Source organism: Polaromonas sp. P1_G1 (assembly GCF_056405595.1).
Genome location: NZ_JBFUBU010000004.1, coordinates 40,809 through 57,161 on the forward strand (window position 1 = coordinate 40,809; position 16,353 = coordinate 57,161).

At 66.1% G+C, this 16,353-nt stretch carries 14 protein-coding genes; 9 read left to right on the forward strand and 5 right to left on the reverse strand.

All coding sequences use genetic code 11. The features are described from left to right. Nucleotides 1–27: 27 nt before the first annotated feature. From AC1D1Y_RS02640 to AC1D1Y_RS02675, 8 genes are all read left to right on the forward strand, one after another. A complete protein-coding gene (locus AC1D1Y_RS02640) occupies nucleotides 28–1,074 on the forward strand; it encodes a sugar-binding transcriptional regulator (RefSeq protein WP_477680990.1) in 1,047 nt (348 codons plus the stop codon). Between the two features lie 187 nt (nucleotides 1,075–1,261). Continuing rightward, nucleotides 1,262–2,590, forward strand: a complete 1,329-nt coding sequence (locus tag AC1D1Y_RS02645; RefSeq protein ID WP_477680991.1) for an NAD(P)H-dependent oxidoreductase — start codon at nucleotides 1,262–1,264, stop codon at nucleotides 2,588–2,590. Further along, the gene (locus AC1D1Y_RS02650; RefSeq protein WP_477680992.1) at nucleotides 2,587–3,612 is read left to right on the forward strand and encodes a thiamine pyrophosphate-dependent dehydrogenase E1 component subunit alpha; all 1,026 of its coding nucleotides are present in this window, start codon (nucleotides 2,587–2,589) and stop codon (nucleotides 3,610–3,612) included. Before AC1D1Y_RS02645 ends, AC1D1Y_RS02650 begins: the two co-directional genes overlap by 4 nt. Then, on the forward strand, nucleotides 3,605–4,603 hold the full coding sequence (locus AC1D1Y_RS02655) for an alpha-ketoacid dehydrogenase subunit beta (RefSeq protein WP_477680993.1): 999 nt from the start codon (nucleotides 3,605–3,607) through the stop codon (nucleotides 4,601–4,603). Before AC1D1Y_RS02650 ends, AC1D1Y_RS02655 begins: the two co-directional genes overlap by 8 nt. A 2-nt stretch (nucleotides 4,604–4,605) precedes the next feature. After that, a complete protein-coding gene (locus tag AC1D1Y_RS02660) occupies nucleotides 4,606–5,889 on the forward strand; it encodes an acetoin dehydrogenase dihydrolipoyllysine-residue acetyltransferase subunit (protein WP_477680994.1) in 1,284 nt (427 codons plus the stop codon). Nucleotides 5,890–5,897: 8 nt separating this feature from the next. Next, complete coding sequence (locus AC1D1Y_RS02665; RefSeq protein ID WP_477680995.1) at nucleotides 5,898–6,671, forward strand: 5'/3'-nucleotidase SurE; 774 nt, start codon at nucleotides 5,898–5,900, stop codon at nucleotides 6,669–6,671. Nucleotides 6,672–6,687: 16 nt separating this feature from the next. After that, the gene (locus AC1D1Y_RS02670; protein WP_477681046.1) at nucleotides 6,688–8,295 is read left to right on the forward strand and encodes an alkaline phosphatase D family protein; all 1,608 of its coding nucleotides are present in this window, start codon (nucleotides 6,688–6,690) and stop codon (nucleotides 8,293–8,295) included. 63 nt (nucleotides 8,296–8,358) lie between these two features. Further along, the gene (locus AC1D1Y_RS02675) at nucleotides 8,359–9,321 is read left to right on the forward strand and encodes a tripartite tricarboxylate transporter substrate binding protein (RefSeq protein WP_477680996.1); all 963 of its coding nucleotides are present in this window, start codon (nucleotides 8,359–8,361) and stop codon (nucleotides 9,319–9,321) included. Nucleotides 9,322–9,339: 18 nt separating this feature from the next. Here AC1D1Y_RS02675 and AC1D1Y_RS02680 read toward each other — a convergent pair whose 3' ends face one another. The 4 genes from AC1D1Y_RS02680 to AC1D1Y_RS02695 all read right to left on the reverse strand — a co-directional run bounded on the left by AC1D1Y_RS02680 (nucleotide 9,340) and on the right by AC1D1Y_RS02695 (nucleotide 14,493). After that, entirely contained in the window at nucleotides 9,340–9,927 is a 588-nt protein-coding gene (locus tag AC1D1Y_RS02680) for a hypothetical protein (protein ID WP_477680997.1), read from the reverse strand. A gap of 16 nt (nucleotides 9,928–9,943) precedes the next feature. Continuing rightward, on the reverse strand, nucleotides 9,944–10,444 hold the full coding sequence (gene lspA, locus AC1D1Y_RS02685) for a signal peptidase II (RefSeq protein WP_477680998.1): 501 nt from the start codon (nucleotides 10,442–10,444) through the stop codon (nucleotides 9,944–9,946). Next, nucleotides 10,444–13,275, reverse strand: coding sequence for an isoleucine--tRNA ligase (gene ileS / locus AC1D1Y_RS02690; RefSeq protein WP_477680999.1), 2,832 nt, complete (start codon nucleotides 13,273–13,275; stop codon nucleotides 10,444–10,446). Before ileS ends, lspA begins: the two co-directional genes overlap by 1 nt. Nucleotides 13,276–13,383: 108 nt before the next feature. Then, nucleotides 13,384–14,493: a bifunctional riboflavin kinase/FMN adenylyltransferase gene (locus AC1D1Y_RS02695; protein ID WP_477681000.1), complete on the reverse strand. Its 1,110-nt coding sequence runs from the start codon at nucleotides 14,491–14,493 to the stop codon at nucleotides 13,384–13,386. A gap of 162 nt (nucleotides 14,494–14,655) precedes the next feature. Between AC1D1Y_RS02695 and AC1D1Y_RS02700 the strand changes: the two genes are divergently transcribed. Continuing rightward, entirely contained in the window at nucleotides 14,656–15,213 is a 558-nt protein-coding gene (locus tag AC1D1Y_RS02700) for an HNH endonuclease (RefSeq protein ID WP_436153452.1), read from the forward strand. 15 nt (nucleotides 15,214–15,228) lie between these two features. Here the strand turns inward: AC1D1Y_RS02700 and AC1D1Y_RS02705 are convergent, their stop codons facing one another. Further along, nucleotides 15,229–16,344 (reverse strand): acyl-CoA dehydrogenase family protein, encoded by a 1,116-nt coding sequence (locus AC1D1Y_RS02705; protein WP_477681001.1) that lies wholly within the window; start codon nucleotides 16,342–16,344, stop codon nucleotides 15,229–15,231. Nucleotides 16,345–16,353 lie beyond the last annotated feature (9 nt).

Genomic DNA, 16,353 nt, shown 5'->3' on the forward strand with positions numbered 1-16,353 from the left:
GTCACTTCCCCAGAATCAGGAGCCGCCTTGCCCAAACCCGCGAAAACCCCAGCCGAAGGCAAAGCCGCCACGCAGCCGCAAACCGCCGCGGCCGAAGCGGACGCGCCGCTCGCGGGTGCGGGGCCCAGCCAGCGCAACAAGCGCATGCGCCTGCGCGTGGCCTGGATGTATTTTGTCGAGGAGATGACGCAAAACGAGATCGCGCAGCGGCTCGGCATAGGCCGGGTCACCGTGGTGCGGCTGCTGTCCGACCTGCGCGAGCGCAACGAAATCAAGTTCAGCATAGAGACCGGTGTGCCCGAATGCATCGCGCTGGAGCGCGAGCTCGAAAAACTCTTCGGCCTGGGCGAGGCGGTGGTGGCGCCGGTGTCGGATGCCGATGTCGATGCCACCGTTCCCATCGCTGCGGCCACCGGCCAGTACATGGCCGGCCTGCTGCGCCCCGGCATGCGCATAGGCCTGGGCTGGGGCCGCACGCTGCATGAATCGCTGCGCTTCATGAGCGAGGCGCCGGTTGCCGACCTCGGCGTGATCTCATTGCTGGGCGGCATCACCAAGGTCAGGCGCTTCAACCCTTCCGAGTTCGCCTGGCGGTTTTCCAGCCTGTTCCAGGCCGAATGCTATTTGATGACGGCGCCTGCCGTCGTCGATTCGCCGCAGACGCGGCAGACGCTCATCGACCATTGCGGCCTGGGCGAGGTCTTCGACAACGCCAAATTGCTGGACGCCGTGCTGGTGAGCGTCGGCGACGTGTCGCCCGAAGGCACGGCCTACCGCTACGGCGTGATGCCCGAAGACCTGCGCCGCCGCGTCGTCAAAATGGGTGCGGTGGGCGATCTGCTGTTCCACTATTACGACCGCAAGGGCGAACTCATCAATGACCCTGTCCAGGGCCGCGTGATGTCGGTGCCCGTCGAGACGCTCAAGGCCGTGCCGCAGCGCATCCTGGCCTCGGGCGGCGTCGGCAAGGCCGAGGCCCTGCTGGGCGCGCTGCGCCTGATCAAGCCCACCACGCTGATCACCGATGAACATGCCGCTCGCGCGCTGATCAAGCTCGCCGGCCAGGCCGGCTGAAGCGCCGGCCCAGGCTTCTCCCACCTCTCGGGGATTACCCCTAAATCGCGGCTGATTCGACATCGGCCGGTGGTTTTTGCTTGCGCTCATGATGTACATAAGTATAAGATTAAGATCAAATGTACACAAGCGCGGGATTTGAACTAGCGCCGTACCGGTCTTTCAAATCGACGAAATGGGGTATTGGATGAATGGTTTTACGCCCAGCGGCCTGGCCGCTGACCTGCTCAGGCTCGAGGCTTCGGGCAAACCGGTGCGCATAGGCCTGATCGGCTCGGGAATGATGGGAACGGACATCGTGACCCAGGTGCTGCAGATGCGCGGCATCGTGGTCGCGGCGATTGCCGACATCAACGTGCCGGCCGCTGTCGCCGCGCTGGCCTCGGCCGGCCACACCGCCGACGCGCACCGCGTCGTCAACACGGCCAGCGCGCTGGAGCAGGCGATACGCGAGCGCCGCGTCGCCATCACGCAGGACGCGCAGCTGGTCTGCGCCTGTGGCCTGATCGACGTGGTCGTCGACGCGACCGGCAAACCCGCCGTCGGCGCGCAGATCGGCCTGACCGCCATGGAGCACGGCAAACACCTGGTGATGATGAACGTCGAGGCCGACGTCACCATAGGCGCCTACCTCAAGCACGAAGCCGATCGCCTGGGCGTGATCTATTCGCTGGGCGCGGGCGACGAGCCGAGCGCGGCCATCGAGCTGATCAACTTCGTCTCGGCGCTGGGCTATCCGGTGATTGCCGCCGGCAAGGGCAAGAACAACCCGCTCAACGTCGACGCGACGCCCGACGACTACACCGAGGAAGCCCTGGGCAAGGGGCTGAACCCGCGCATGCTGGTCGAGTTCGTCGACGGCTCCAAGACGGCCGTCGAGATGTCGGCGATCGCCAACGCGACCGGGCTGGTGCCCGATATTGCCGGCATGCACGGCCCCAATGCCTCCCTGGAAGATTTGCACAAGGTGCTGTGCCCGGTCGCCGACGGCGGCATCCTCACGCGCAAGGGCGTGGTCGACTACACCGTCGGCAAGGGCGTGGCGCCCGGCGTGTTTGTGGTCGCCGAGATGGCGCACCCGCGCCTGCGCGAGCGCATGGACTACCTCAAGCTCGGCACCGGCCCCTACTACACCTTCTACCGGCCTTACCACTTGTGCAGCCTGGAAGTGCCGCTGACCTGCGCGCGCGCCGTGCTCTACGGCCGCGCCGACATGGCGCCGCTGCCCAGGCCCACGGCCGAGGTCTGCGCGCTGGCCAAGTGCGACCTGAAGCCCGGCGACCGGCTGGACGCGATCGGCGAATACACCTACCGCGCCTGGGCCATGGCGGCCGGCGACGCGCGCGCCAAGAACGCTGTGCCTTGCGGCCTGATCGAGCGCGGCACGGTGACGGCGCACATCCGCAAGGGCGAGCTGCTGACCTACGCGAATGTCGCGGTCGACCCGGATTCGCGCATCGTCGAGCTGCGCCGTCGCCAGGACGAGCTGGTCTACGGCGTGCTGGAGCACGCATGAACGCCGTGCTCAAACCCACTGTCCCCGAGGCTTACACGCGCCTGGGCAAGGCGGCCCTGCACAAGGCGCTGCGCCAGATGGTGCTGATTCGCCGCTTTGAAGAAGGCGCCGAGCAAGCCTATATGCGCGGCCTGGTGCACGGCACCATGCACTTGTCGATAGGCCAGGAGGCCAGCGCCGTCGGCGTCGGCATCAACCTGGGCGCGGCGGACTGCATCACCTCCACGCACCGCGGCCACGGCCACTGCATTGCCAAGGGCGCGGAACCCAAATACATGTTCGCCGAATTTTTCGGCAAGGACACCGGCTACTGCCGCGGCCGCGGCGGCTCCATGCACATCGCCGACGTGGCGGGCGGCAACCTGGGCGCTAACGGCATCGTGGGCGGCGGCATCCCGATCGCGGTCGGCGCGGCACTGGCACTCAAGCAGATGAAAAAGCCCAACGTCGTGGTCTGCTTCTTCGGCGATGGCGCCAACAACGAAGGCGCTTTTCACGAAGGCCTGAACATGGCGGCGATCTGGAAGCTGCCCGTGGTCTTTGTCTGCGAGAACAACAAGTACGGCATGTCGACCTCGACCGAGCGCTCCACCGCGGTGAAGAAGATCGCCACGCGCGCGCTGGCCTACGACATGCCCGGCCTCACGGTCGACGGCAACAGCTTTGCCGACGTCGCCGAAGCGGCGCACGCGGCGATTGAACGCGCGCGCAGCGGCGGCGGCCCGACCCTGATCGAATGCCTGACCTATCGCCACCGCGGCCACTCCAAGAGCGACCGCAACCGCTACCGGACCAAAGAAGAGATCGAGTCCTGGGTTGAACGCGACCCCATCGTGCTCTTCGAGCAGGACTTGCTCAGGCACGGAATGATTGAACAGGATGAAGTGGATGCACTGGTGAAAAGCGTGGAACAGGAAATCGAGGACGCGGTGGAGTTCGCGAAAGACAGCCCGGCGCCCGACATCGCCAGCCTGACGGATTTTGTCTATGCCGCGCCCGTGGCGGAGGCCGCCCATGGCTGAAGCAGTGCGTGAACTGACTTATTCGCAGGCCATCCAGGAAGCCCTGGGCATCGCGATGGAGCGCGACGAGCGCGTGTTCCTGATGGGCGAGGACATCGGCGTTTACGGCGGCGCCTTCCAGGTCACCGGCGACCTGGTGCAGCGCTTCGGCGAGGAGCGCGTGATGGACACGCCGATCTCCGAACTCGGCGGCGCGGGCGTCGCGGTGGGCGCTGCCCTGATGGGGCGCCGGCCGGTCTATGAATTCCAGTTCTCCGACTTCGCCTCGCTGGCGATGGAGCAGATCGTCAACCAGGCCGCCAAGATGCGTTTCATGCTGGGCGGCAAGGCTTCGGTGCCGTTGGTCATGCGTTTCCCCAGCGGATCCGGCACCGGCGCCGCGGCCCAGCACAGCCAGAGCCTGGAAGCCTGGTTTGCCCACGTGCCCGGCCTCAAGGTGGTGCAGCCCTCGACGCCGCATGACGCCAAGGGCATGCTGCTGGCCGCCATCGAGGACCTGGACCCGGTGATGTTCTTCGAGCACAAGCTGCTCTACAAGATGAAGGGTCCGGTGCCCGAAGGCTATTACACCGAGCCGCTGCACGAGGCGCGGGTGCGCCGCGAAGGCAGCGACATCACGATTGCCGCGACCGCCATCATGGTGCACCGCGCGCTGGAGGCCGCCGAGCTGCTGGCGGCGCAGGGTATTTCGGCCGAGGTGGTCGATCTGCGTTCGCTGCGTCCGCTGGACCATTCCACGCTGATCAGGAGTGTGAGCAAGACCACGCGACTGGTCTGTGTCTATGAAGGCACCAAGCAGCTGGGCATAGGCGCCGAGGTCAGCGCGATGATCGCCGAGAGTTCGGCCTTCGACCGGTTGGACGCGCCCATCATCCGCTTGGGCGGCGCCGACTGCCCCTTGCCCTACAACCCCGAACTCGAAAAAGCCGCGGTGCCCCAGGTGCCCGACATTGTCGCGGCGGTGAAACGTTCACTGCTGGTGAGGGCCTGAGCATGGCGGTGGAACTGATACTGCCGCGCGTCGACATGGACATGAGCGAAGGCAAGATCGCGCACTGGTATGTGAAGAACGGCGACACCGTCACCAAGGGCCAGGTCGTGTTCGAGATCGAGACCGACAAGGCGACGATGGAGATTGACGCGGCGGCCGACGGCATTGTGCAAGGCATAGATGGCGTGGTCGGCGTGACCATGCCGGTCGGGCAGATCGTCGGCTGGATCCTGCAGCCTGGGGAGGCGGTGCCCACTGCCGGTGTGGCACCCGATGCGCCGCAGGCCGTGGCTGAAGCGCTTGTGCCGGTTGTCGCTCAAGCTGCGCCCACAGTGGCTGCCGCGGGAATATCCACGCTGCTGCGCGCCACACCGCTGGCCCGCAGCCTCGCGCGTGAGCGCGGCATTGATTTGACCAAAGTCAGCGGCTCCGGCCCCGAAGGCCGTGTGCTGGCCGCCGACCTTGCCGGCACCAAACGCCCCGCAGGCCAGGCTTCCACAGGCGCCCTGAACCTGCACTGGTTTTCACGCCGCGAGGGTGCGCCCCTGGTGCTGCTCCACGGTTTCGGCACCTCGCAGGGGTCCTGGCGCCTGCTGGCCGACCAGCTGCGCGACCTTCCGGTGCTGGGCATAGACCTGCCCAACCACGGCAAGTCGCTGCGCGCGGAGACGCCCAATTTCGCCGCCGTCGCGCAAGCCGTGCTGGACCGGCTGGACAGCGAAGGCATCAACGAAGTCCACCTGCTGGGCCATTCCATGGGGGGCGGCACGGCCTTGGCACTCACAGGCCTGCTCGGTTCCCGCCTGCGCTCCCTGACCCTGCTGGCCCCGGCCGGGCTGGGCCCCGAGATCAATGGCGCTTTTGTCGACGGCATCCTGCGCGCGAACAGCGAAGCCAGCCTGCGCCCCTGGCTGGCCCAGCTGTTCGGCGACGCCTCGCGCCTGAGCGGCTCTTTTGTCGCGACGGCCCTGCAGGAACTCGGCAACGAGACCAAACGCGCCGGCCTGACCGCCATGGCGGCCAGCCTGTTGCCCGACGGCACCCAGGCCGAGTCCTTGCGCAGCCGCCTGGAGGGGCTTGTCATGCCGGTGAAACTGCTCTGGGGTAGGCTGGACCGCGTGCTGCCGATACACCAGGCCGAGGGCCTGCCGGGCAACGTGGCGCTGCACACCTTGCCGGCGACAGGCCATCTGCCGCAGATCGAGGCGGCGCCGCTGGTCGCGGCCCTGGTGCGGCAGCAGCTGGGCGCGGCGGCTTTCGCCGCATCTTCCCTCCACCCCACGTGAGAACGGCCATGCGAATTCTTGTCAGCAACGACGACGGACATTTCTCGCCGGGGCTGGCCGCCCTGGAGCGCGCCGCTTCCAGCCTCAGCGACGACGTCTGGGTGGTCGCGCCGCAGGACAAGCGCAGCAGCAAGGGCCACAGCATTTCGCTGCACGAGCCCTTCACCATGACTCGCCTGGGTGTGCGGCGCTATGCCTGCTCGGGCACACCGGCCGACTGCGCGATCGCGGCCTTTGCCTGGCTGTTCGCCGACTCGCACAAACCCACGCTGGTGCTCTCGGGCATCAACGACGGCCGCAACATAGCCGAGGACATCGCCTACTCGGGCACCATGGCGATTGCGCGCGAGGCGAGCTTCTGGGGTGTGCCCGCCATAGGCTTCTCCGCGCCCAAGGGCAGTGATTTTGAAGCGCCCGAGGTCGCCGCCTGGCTGGAGCGCCTGGTGCGGCATTTCGGCGAAACCCTGGACGAATGGCACCATCCCGACACCTGGCTCAGCATCAACCTGCCGGCCGTGCTGCCCGCGCCCCTGCGCCATGCGGCGCCGGGCCGGGCCAAGATCGCGGCCGCGATCAGCGCCGAGAAAGCCGGGCCCGACACGACGGTCCTGCGCTACGACAAGGGCCGTGCCGGTGCAACGCTGGCTGGCGACGAGCAATCGCAGCTCGAAGCAGGGTTTGCGACGGTTTACCGACTGCGCTGGAATGGCTACGCTAGCCTGGAAGACTCGCTGCTGGACGGCATCAACGACGCCGCCCTGTTATCCACCACCCACTCATGACGAGACCGCTTTGGCCATGAACCCCTTCGACTTGCCCCTCAAGGTCTTGCGCCACCTGCCAAGCCCGCTGGACCTGCCCCTGGCGCTCAAGGAGCTGTCGGACGGCATGCGCGCGCGGGTCGGGCCCCGGCCGGCGGTCACCGCCAAGAAGCACCTGCCGCTGGTCGACGATAGCCAGGTCAGCGGCATCCAGATAGGCGAGGTCAGCGGCGACGCGGCCATTGTCTGGGCGCGCCTGCCCTATGCGGCCGACGTCGAGATCGCCTGGAGCGCGGACGGCGAGGCCGGCCCGTGGCACACGCTGCGCGCGCCGCAGGCACTCGAAGTGACCGACTACACCACACGGCTGGCGCTCTCGGGCCTGCCGCGCAATGCGACGATTTCGCTGGTCGTGACCGCCCACGGGCTGGAGGCCGCGCATGCCGGGCCCTGGGTGCGGCGCTCGAGCTTCCGCTCCGCGCCCGATACCGCGCGGCCCATCCGTTTTGCCTGGTCGGCCGACGTCAACGGCCAGGGTTTCGGCATCAACCCCGAGTGGGGCGGCCTGAAAATGTTTGAAACCATACGCCGGCGCGAACTCGATTTTTTCGTGCACTGCGGCGACACGATTTACGCCGACCATCCGCTGCAGCACCGCGTCGACGACGAACGCGGCCGCAGCTGGACCAATGTGGTGACCCTGGCCAAGACCCGCGTCGCCGAAAGCATTGAGGACTACCGAGGCAACTTCCGCTACAACTGGCTGGATCCGCATTTCACGAAGTTTTGCGCCGAGGTGCCGCAAATCATCATGTGGGACGACCACGAGGTCGTCAACAACTGGTCGCCCTCGCTGGACCTGATGCGCGACAAGCGTTATGTGGGCAAGGACCTCAAGCTGCTGGCCGCGACGGCCGCCCGCGCCTTCCGCGAATACTCGCCCATGCCGCTCGAAGGCTTCGGCGGCGCCGGCCTGCTGTACCGGCGCGTGCAGTACGGGCCGCTGCTCGACGTGTTTGTCGTCGACATGCAGACGCACCGCGGGCCGAATTCGCACAACACGCAGACCGAGGGCCCAGGTACGGCTTTCCTCGGTGAAGCGCAGGTCCAGTGGCTGCAGCAGGAACTGCTCGCGTCCACCGCGCAATGGAAGGTCATCGCGGCGGGTATGCCCATAGGCACCAACGTCGCCGACGGCCATGACGCCGACGGACGGGTCAAGTGGCAGGGCGTGGCCAACGGCGACGACGGCGAGCCCAGCGGCCGCGAGATCGAACTGGCCGGCCTGCTGTCCTTCATCAAGACCAATGCCATCCACAACATCGTCTGGCTCTGCGCCGACGTGCATTACACGGCCGCGCATTATTTCGATCCCGAGCAGGCGGTGTTCAAGGACTTCCTGCCCTTCTGGGAGTTTGTCTCGGGGCCGCTGCACGCGGGCTCCTACGGGCCCTTCAACCCCGATGCGACTTTCGGCAACCAGGTGCGCTACTCGCGCGCCTCACCGGTGCGCGGCGCCAGCCCAGCCGCCGGCTACCAGTTTTTTGGCGAGGTGGAGATTGATCCCGTCTCGCGCTGCCTGACCGTCAAGCTGTGTGATCTTGAGGGGGTCGTGCTCCATACGGAGGTCATAGCGCCCCAATAGCCGAAGTTGCCAGGTTTTTCCGTGACCGTATTTGATAACTAAATAGATAGCTAGGAGACAAAGATGAAACGACGTTCCCTGATCCAGGCGGCCGGTGGGCTGGCCGCGTTTTGCGCTGTGGCGCAGCTGCGGGCCCAGCCTTCGGCGATCTGCAAAATCATCGTGCCCTTCGCGCCCGGCGCGGGCAGCGATGCGATGGCGAGGTTTTTCGGCTCCGAACTCAGCAAGTCCATGGGCCGGCAGTTCGTGATCGACAACCGCACCGGCGCCGGCGGCGCGGTGGGCGCCGATCTGGTGGCCAAGGCGCCGCCCGACGGGCAGACCCTGCTGTTCATCGCCTCGCCTTTCACCACGGTGGCGGCCTCGGGCGGCACGCCCAAATACGACCCGACGCAGTTCGCCCCGGTGGCCATCATGGGCGCGGGCCCGCTGCTGTTTGCTTCGCACCCCAGCCTGCCCGGCAACAACCTGCGCGAGGCGATGGACCACATCAAGACCAACCCGGGCAAGTACAACTACGGCTCGGCCGGCAACGGCAGCATCAACCATCTGGTGGTGGAACTGCTCAAGCAGCGCACCCACACTGCCATTGTTCACATCCCCTACCGCGGCATTGCGTTTGCGACCACCGACCTGCTGGCCGGCCAGCTCCAGTTCATGACCGGCAGCGTGCCGGCGTTGATGCCCTACATCAAGGACGGCAAGGTCAAGGCCCTGGCGCTGACTTCGAAAGACCGCGCGCCCAGCGTTCCCGGCGTGCCGGGCATGGAAGAGCTCGGCTTCAAGGACTTCGACGTCAACAACTACTGGGGCTTGATGGCACCCCCGGGCACGCCGGCGGCGATCACCTCGGAGCTCAACGCCGCGATCAACAAGCTGATCGCGCAGCCAGGCGTCGCCGCCCGGCTGCGCCAGGACGCGACCGAGCCGACTTTGCTCGAAGGCGCGGCGATCTCAGCCTATGTGGCGGCCGACTACCAGCGCTGGAAGCACCTGATCACCTCGACCAATATGAAGCTAGGTTGAGCCGAGAGGTGCCCGGGTTCAAGAGCGCTGGCGCGCGAGTGCCAGCGCTTTTTGCATGGCCGGCCTGTGCTCTATCAGCGAGCGGCTTTGCCAGGCTGGTTGCAGGCCGGTCATCTGGTCGAGAAAACAGGTTGCGGTTGAACTGTCTTCGGCGATGTTTTCCAGGAAGCTGTCCCAGCGCGGGCCGCTGAGGGCGGCCGCATCCAGCGTGAGCGCGGCCGTGCCGGCGTTTTTGTGCAGCGCCTGCAGCAAGGTCAGCACAAAGCTTGTGAGGGGAATGGCCGCGGCGGCCGCGGGTACATCACGCAGCACGGGCGGCTGGGCTTCCAGCAGTTTTTGCAGCAGCAGCCCCAGGATGAAATGCCGGAAATCGGCGGCGTCCAGTGCCTCGTAAGGCGCATACAGCTCGACCAGCTCAGCCCAGGAAAAAAACGCCTTCGCCAGGCTTTCTTCATCCACTGCCCAGCTGGTGGAAGGCGCTACGGCATGGCTTTGCAGCGCCTGGCCGAAGGCCGGCCTGAACCAGCTCCAGCTCTGCGCCCTGGAATGCAGGGCGGGCTCGCCGGCCCATTCCGCCGCAAGCTGGTCGAGGATGGAGGCCTTCATGACGTGCCGCCGGCGTTTACCGGGTGCCGCGAACCCGCAGCAACTCGTCCAGGATCAGGCAGGCCGCGCCTATGGTGATCGCGCTGTCGGCGATATTGAACGAAGGGAAGTACCAGCCAGCCCAGTGGAACTGCAGGAAGTCCACGACGTAGCCGTGCAGCGTGCGGTCTATGACATTGCCCAGCGCGCCGCCCAGGATGCAGGCCAGCGCGAAGGAGAACAGCTTTTGCCCGGCATGCGAGCGCAGCATCCAGATGATGAACAGCGCCGCGGCGACGCCGATGGCGGTGAAGAACCAGCGCTGCCAGCCCGACGCTTCGGCCAGGAAGGAGAAGGCCGCGCCGGTGTTGTGCACCCGCACGACGTTGAAGAAGCTGGTCACATAGGTGGAGTCGCCCAGGCGGTAGTAGCCCAGGATCAGCACCTTGGTGAACTGGTCGGCGATGAGGATGATCAGCGCCAGGCCCAGCCAGGGCAGCAGCGAGCTGGGGGAGCGGGTGAAGGTGGTTTTTGGCATCAGGCGAATTTCCGATCTTCACCTGCGCCGAACAGGTTGCTGGTGCAGCGGCCGCAAATCGTCGGGTGAGCCGGGTCGTGGCCCACGTCGGCGCGGTAGTGCCAGCAGCGCTCGCACTTGGCATCGCTGCTGGGCGTCACCTTGGTCGACACCGCGCCGGCGGCGGCCACTTCGATGGCGGAGGTGATGAAGACGAACTTCAGGTCTTCACCGAGGCCGGCCAGCAACACGTGGTCTTCGGCCGGCACTTCCAGCACCACATTGGCCTGCAGCGAGGAGCCGACCTTGCCGTCGGCGCGCAGGGTTTCGATGTCCTTGTTGACCGCATCGCGCAACTCGCGGATGCGCGCCCACTTGGCCAGCAGCGCCGCGTCGGGTGCGGGGAGCTCGGCATAGGTTTCCATGAAGATGGATTCCGAAGCGCCGAAGACCTTCCAGGCTTCTTCCGCCGTGAAGCTCAGGAAAGGCGCCATCCAGCGCAGCATGGCGTGCGTGATGCGCCAGAGCGCGGTCTGCGCGCTGCGGCGGGCCAGCGATTTGGGGCCGGTGGTGTAGAGCCGGTCTTTCAGGATGTCGAGGTAGAAGGAGCCCAGGTCTTCGCTGCAATAGATTTGCAGCTTGGAGACCACCGGGTGGAATTCATAGACCTCGTAGTGCGCCAGGATGTCGGCCTGCAGCTGCGCCGCGCGGCTCAGCGCGTAGCGGTCGATTTCCAGCATCTGCTCCAGCGGCACGGCATCTTTTGCCGGGTCGAAGTCGCTGACGTTGGCCATCAGGAAGCGCAGCGTGTTGCGGATGCGGCGGTAGGCGTCGACCACGCGGGCCAGGATCTTGTCGTCGATGCCCAGGTCGCCCGAGTAGTCGGTCGAGGCGCACCACAGGCGGATGATCTCGGCGCCCAGCTTGTCGCTGACTTCCTGCGGCACCACGACGTTGCCTTCGCTCTTGCTCATCTTGCGGCCCTTGCCGTCCACGGTGAAGCCGTGCGTGAGCAAGCCCTTGTAGGGCGCGCGGTCGTACATCGCGCAGGCGGTGAGCAGCGAGGAATGGAACCAGCCGCGGTGCTGGTCGTGGCCTTCGAGGTAGAGGTCGGCCGGCCAGGTCGACTGCGCCGCGTGGCTGTGGCGCAGCACGTGGTCGTGGGTGGTGCCGGAGTCGAACCAGACGTCGAGGATGTCGGTGCTCTTGATGTAGTCGGCCGCCTCGGCGCCCAGGATGGATTCGGCGCTGGCCTTGCTCCAGGCCTCGATGCCGCCGGCCTCCACCATGCGGGCGGCCTGGTCCATGATTTCCATGGTGCGTGGGTGCAGCTCGCCGGTGGCGGTGTGGATGAAAAAGGGCAGGGGCACGCCCCAGTTGCGCTGGCGGCTGATGCACCAGTCGGGCCGGCCGGAGATCATGTCGCGCAGGCGGACCTTGCCGTTTTCAGGGTAGAAGCTGGTTTCCTCGATGGCGGCCAGGGCCAGCTCGCGCAGGGTCTTGCCGGCCTTGTCGCTGGCGAACACGCCCTGGGTGCCGGCGGTTTCGCCGTCCATGCGGATGAACCACTGGGCCGCCGCGCGGTAGATCACCGGCGTCTTGTGGCGCCAGCAGTGCGGGTAGCTGTGCAAGATGTCCTGGGTGGCGAAGAGGCGGCCGTGCTCGCGCAACTTTTCGATGACCAGCGGCGCGGCCTTCCAGATGTTGAGGCCACCGAACATGGGCAGCTCGTCGACATAACGGCCGTTGCCCTGCACCGGGTTGAGGATGTCGTCATAGGCAATGCCGTTGGCCACGCAGGAGTTGAAATCCTCTACACCGTAGGCGGGCGAGGAGTGCACGATGCCGGTGCCGTCGTCGGCGGTCGCGTAGTCGGCCAGGAACACCGGGCTGAAACGTTGGTAGCCTGGGTCGACGTCGTAGAAGGGGTGCTGGAAGTTGATCTTTGCAAGGTTTTCGCCCTTGGTGACGGCGATGACGCGTCCTTCCAGCTGGAAGCGCTCCAGGCATTTTTCGACCAGCACCGAGGCCAGCACCAGCAGGCCGCGCTCGGTGTCGACCAGCGAATATTCGAGGTCCGGGTTCAGGTTCAGCGCCTGGTTGGCGGGGATGGTCCAGGCGGTGGTCGTCCAGATGACCGCGAAGGCATCCTTGCTAAGCGTGGCCTGGCCGAAAGCCAGCGCCAGCTTTTGCGGCTCTGCGCATTTGAAGCCGACGTCCAGGGTCTGCGACTTCTTGTCGGCGTATTCGATTTCAAACTCGGCCAGCGAGGAGCCGCAGTCAAAACACCAGTACACGGGTTTGAGACCGCGGTAGACGAAGCCGCGTTCCATGATGCGTTTGAGCGCGCGGATTTCATTGGCCTCGTTGCCGAAATCCATGGTGCGGTAGGGGTTGTCCCATTCGCCGAGCACGCCCAGGCGCTTGAAGTCGGCCCTCTGGCCCTCGATCTGTTCGGTGGCGAAGGCGCGGCTCTTGGCCTGCACCTCGTCGCGCGGCAGGTTGCGGCCGTGCAGTTTTTCGATGGCGTTTTCGATCGGCAGGCCGTGGCAGTCCCAGCCGGGCACGTAGATCGCGTCCAGGCCCTTGAGCTGGCGCGCCTTGACGATCATGTCCTTGAGGACCTTGTTGACGGCGTGGCCGATGTGGATCTTGCCGTTGGCATAGGGCGGGCCGTCGTGCAGCACGAACTTGGGCTTGCCGGCGCGCACGTCGCGCAGCTTTTTGTAAATGCCTTTGTCGTCCCATTCCTTGGCCCAGCCGGCCTCGCGCTTGGGCAGGTCGCCGCGCATGGGGAACGGGGTGTCTGGCAGGTTCAGGGTGCTGCGGTAATCGGTTTTGGTCTCGGACATGGGATGCTTTTGTTAGGGCGGCCTGGGAAAGCGGGGCCGCCGGCAATACGGTGGGGAGGAAAGCCATCCGCCGTGGGAGCAGGGCGGGGCCAGAGGCGACGAGATCGTCTAAATTCGGTCGCGCGTGGTCTGGCGGCTGGTTTCCGTGTGCATGGCGGCTGAAAACGACTGCGGTGCCTGGGCAAAAAACGCCCGAGCCTCGTCGCAGTCCTTGGCGATGCCTGTTTTCAGGCTCTCCAGGCTGTCGTATTTCAGTTCGTCGTGCAGTTTGTGCAGCAGTTCCACGCGGATGATTTTACCGTATGCCCCCTCGGGCCCAAGGCCGGCGGGCCATTCGAGGCAATGGGTCTCCAGCAGCACGCGCCCGCCGTTGACGTCGGCCGGGTCCAGCGAGGGCCGTATGCCCAGGTTGGCGACGCCCGGGATGGGCTTGTCGCCCAGGCCGTGCACCTGCACCGCGAAAATCCCGCCGGCCGCCGGTTTCCAGTGCGAAAAGCGCAGGTTGAGGGTGCGAAAACCGAGGTCGCGCCCGAGTTTGCGGCCGTGCACCACGTGGCCGGAGACGCTGTAAGGCCGGCCCAGCAGGCCGGCGACGCGGTCCATGCGGCCCTGGGCCAACGCCTCCCGTACGGCGGAACTGGAGACGCGGGTGCTGCGCCCGGCGCCGGGCCGCCCCAAGGCGGGCACGCCCCCTTGGGGGGCAGCGAGGTAGGTCCGAGCGTGGGGGTCCGATATTTCATAACTGTTCATGCGGGCGACGTCAAAACCCAGGCGTTCGCCGGCGGCATCCAGCATGGCGTAGTCGCCCATGCGTTTGGCGCCGAAGCGGAAGTCGTCGCCTACCAGCACGTACTGGACGCCCAGGCCGCGCACCAGCACGTCCTGGATAAAGGCCTCGGCCGGCTGGCTGGCCAGTGCGGCGTTGAAGGGCAGGACCACGCACTGGTCTATGCCGCAGCGCGCGAGTTCGGTGAGCTTGTCGCGCAGGGTGGCGATACGCGCCGGCGCCAGTTCCGGCTTGCGCGCCACCGCCGCGAAATAGTCGCGCGGATGGGGTTCGAAGCTCATCACGCAGCTGGGCACGCCCCGGTGCTGGGCCTCGTTTTTCAGCAGTGCCAGCATGGCCTGGTGGCCGCGGTGCACGCCGTCGAAGTTGCCTATGGTCAGGGCGCAGTGTTCGGCCAGCTGGGGATGGTGGTAGCCACGGAAAACTTTCATGGGGGCAATTATCGTTTTTGTAGCGCCTGAGCCCGGCCAAACGGGGCTTGAACGTGGTTAATGGGGGATTTGGGGGCGTTTTTCATGATTTCACTGTATATTGATACACAGTTAGCCCACTACCGCGTTTCCATGCGTCGTCCACCTTGATGGAGGTTCGTTTTGAAGGTCTTGAAGCTCTCAGCCCAGGGATTGCCACAGTCGTGGATCAGCCTTGAACAAGCCGTGTTGCACTACGCGGCCGACGAGGTGCGCTGGGAGATGGGCGCGCGGGTGGTGGTCTTCCACGGCGGCCACAACGCGATCACGGGCCAGCAGTCCATCATCACGGTCAACAGCATCATCGGCACCAAGGGCGTGCCCAACATCAACCCCTTTGACCTCAAACCGGGCCTGACCAACGGCAAGCTGTTCGCCCGTGACCGCAATGTGTGCGCCTACTGCGGCGGGCATTTCCATGAGGAAGACCTGACGCGCGAGCACATCATCCCCTTCGCGCAGAACGGCATAGACACCTGGATGAATGTGGTGACGGCCTGCCGCGCCTGCAACCATCGCAAAAGCAGCCGCACGCCCGAACAGGCCCACATGCCGCTGCTGTACACGCCTTATGTGCCCAGCCTCTGGGAAGACTTCATCCTGCGCAACCGCCGCATCCTGGCGGACCAGATGGAGTTTTTGATGGCGCATATCCCGAAAACGTCACGCCTGCACGCGTGACGGTCCCGGGCCGGCTCAGGCGAATACGCCGGCCGTCTCTTGCATGCGGCTCGATACCTCGCCCAGGTGGTGCAGCGTGTCGCCAAACGTCATTTCCAGCTGGGTCAGCTTCTTGAAGTAGTGGCTCACGATGTATTCGTCGGTCACGCCTATGCCGCCGTGCAGCTGCACCGCCTGCTGGCCGACGAAGCGCATGGACACACCCAACTGGTATTTGGCGCGGGCCAGCGCGCGGCCGCGCTCGTCGGCCGGCGCGTTGAGCTTGAGCGAGGCGTAGTAGCTCATGGAGCGGGCGAGCTCCAACTGCATCTTCATGTCGGCCACGCGGTGGCGCAGGGCCTGGAAGCTGCTGATGGCCACGCCGAACTGCTTGCGCGTGTTCATGTACTCGACGGTGATGGCCAGGGTCTTGTCCATCACGCCCACGGCTTCGGCGCAGGCTGCGGCGATGCCGATGTCGATGGCCTGGGCCAGGGCGGCCATGCCGTCCAGCGTCACCAGGGCGGCGGGCGCGTTCTTGAGCACGACTTCGGCGGCGCGGCCGCCGTCCTGCGTGCCGTAGCCGCGCGTGGCCACGCCGGCCGCCGTGCGTTCAACTAAAAACAGCGCGAGCTTGCCCTTGGCCATCGCGGGCACGATGAAGGCATCCGCCTGGTCGCCGGCGGGGACTATGCTTTTGGTGCCGTTCAGCGTCCAGGCGTCGCCGGCCGCAGTGGCCGTGGCTTCGCATTTTTCAAAATCGTAGCGCGCCGCGCGTTCCTGGTAGGCCAGCACCACCAGGCTTTCGCCTGATGCGATGTTGGGCAACCAGGCGGCCTTGAGGGCGGCCGGCGCGTAGCCGGCGAGCACGGCGCCGGCAATCAGCGCCTGGGCAAAAGGCTCCAGCACGATGCCGCGGCCCAGCTCTTCCATCACCACCATGCCCTCGACCGGGCCCATGCCCAGGCCGCCGTCGGCTTCCGGGATGTAGAGGCCGGTCAGGCCCAGTTCGGCGATCTGGCCGTAAGCCTCGCGCGAGAAGCCGCCGGCTTTGGCGATGCCGCGGCGGCGCTCGAAGTCGTACCCTTTGTCCACCCATTTGCGCACGGCGTCGCGCAGCTGTTCCTGGTCGTCGGTGAAATCGAAATCCATGATGTGTTT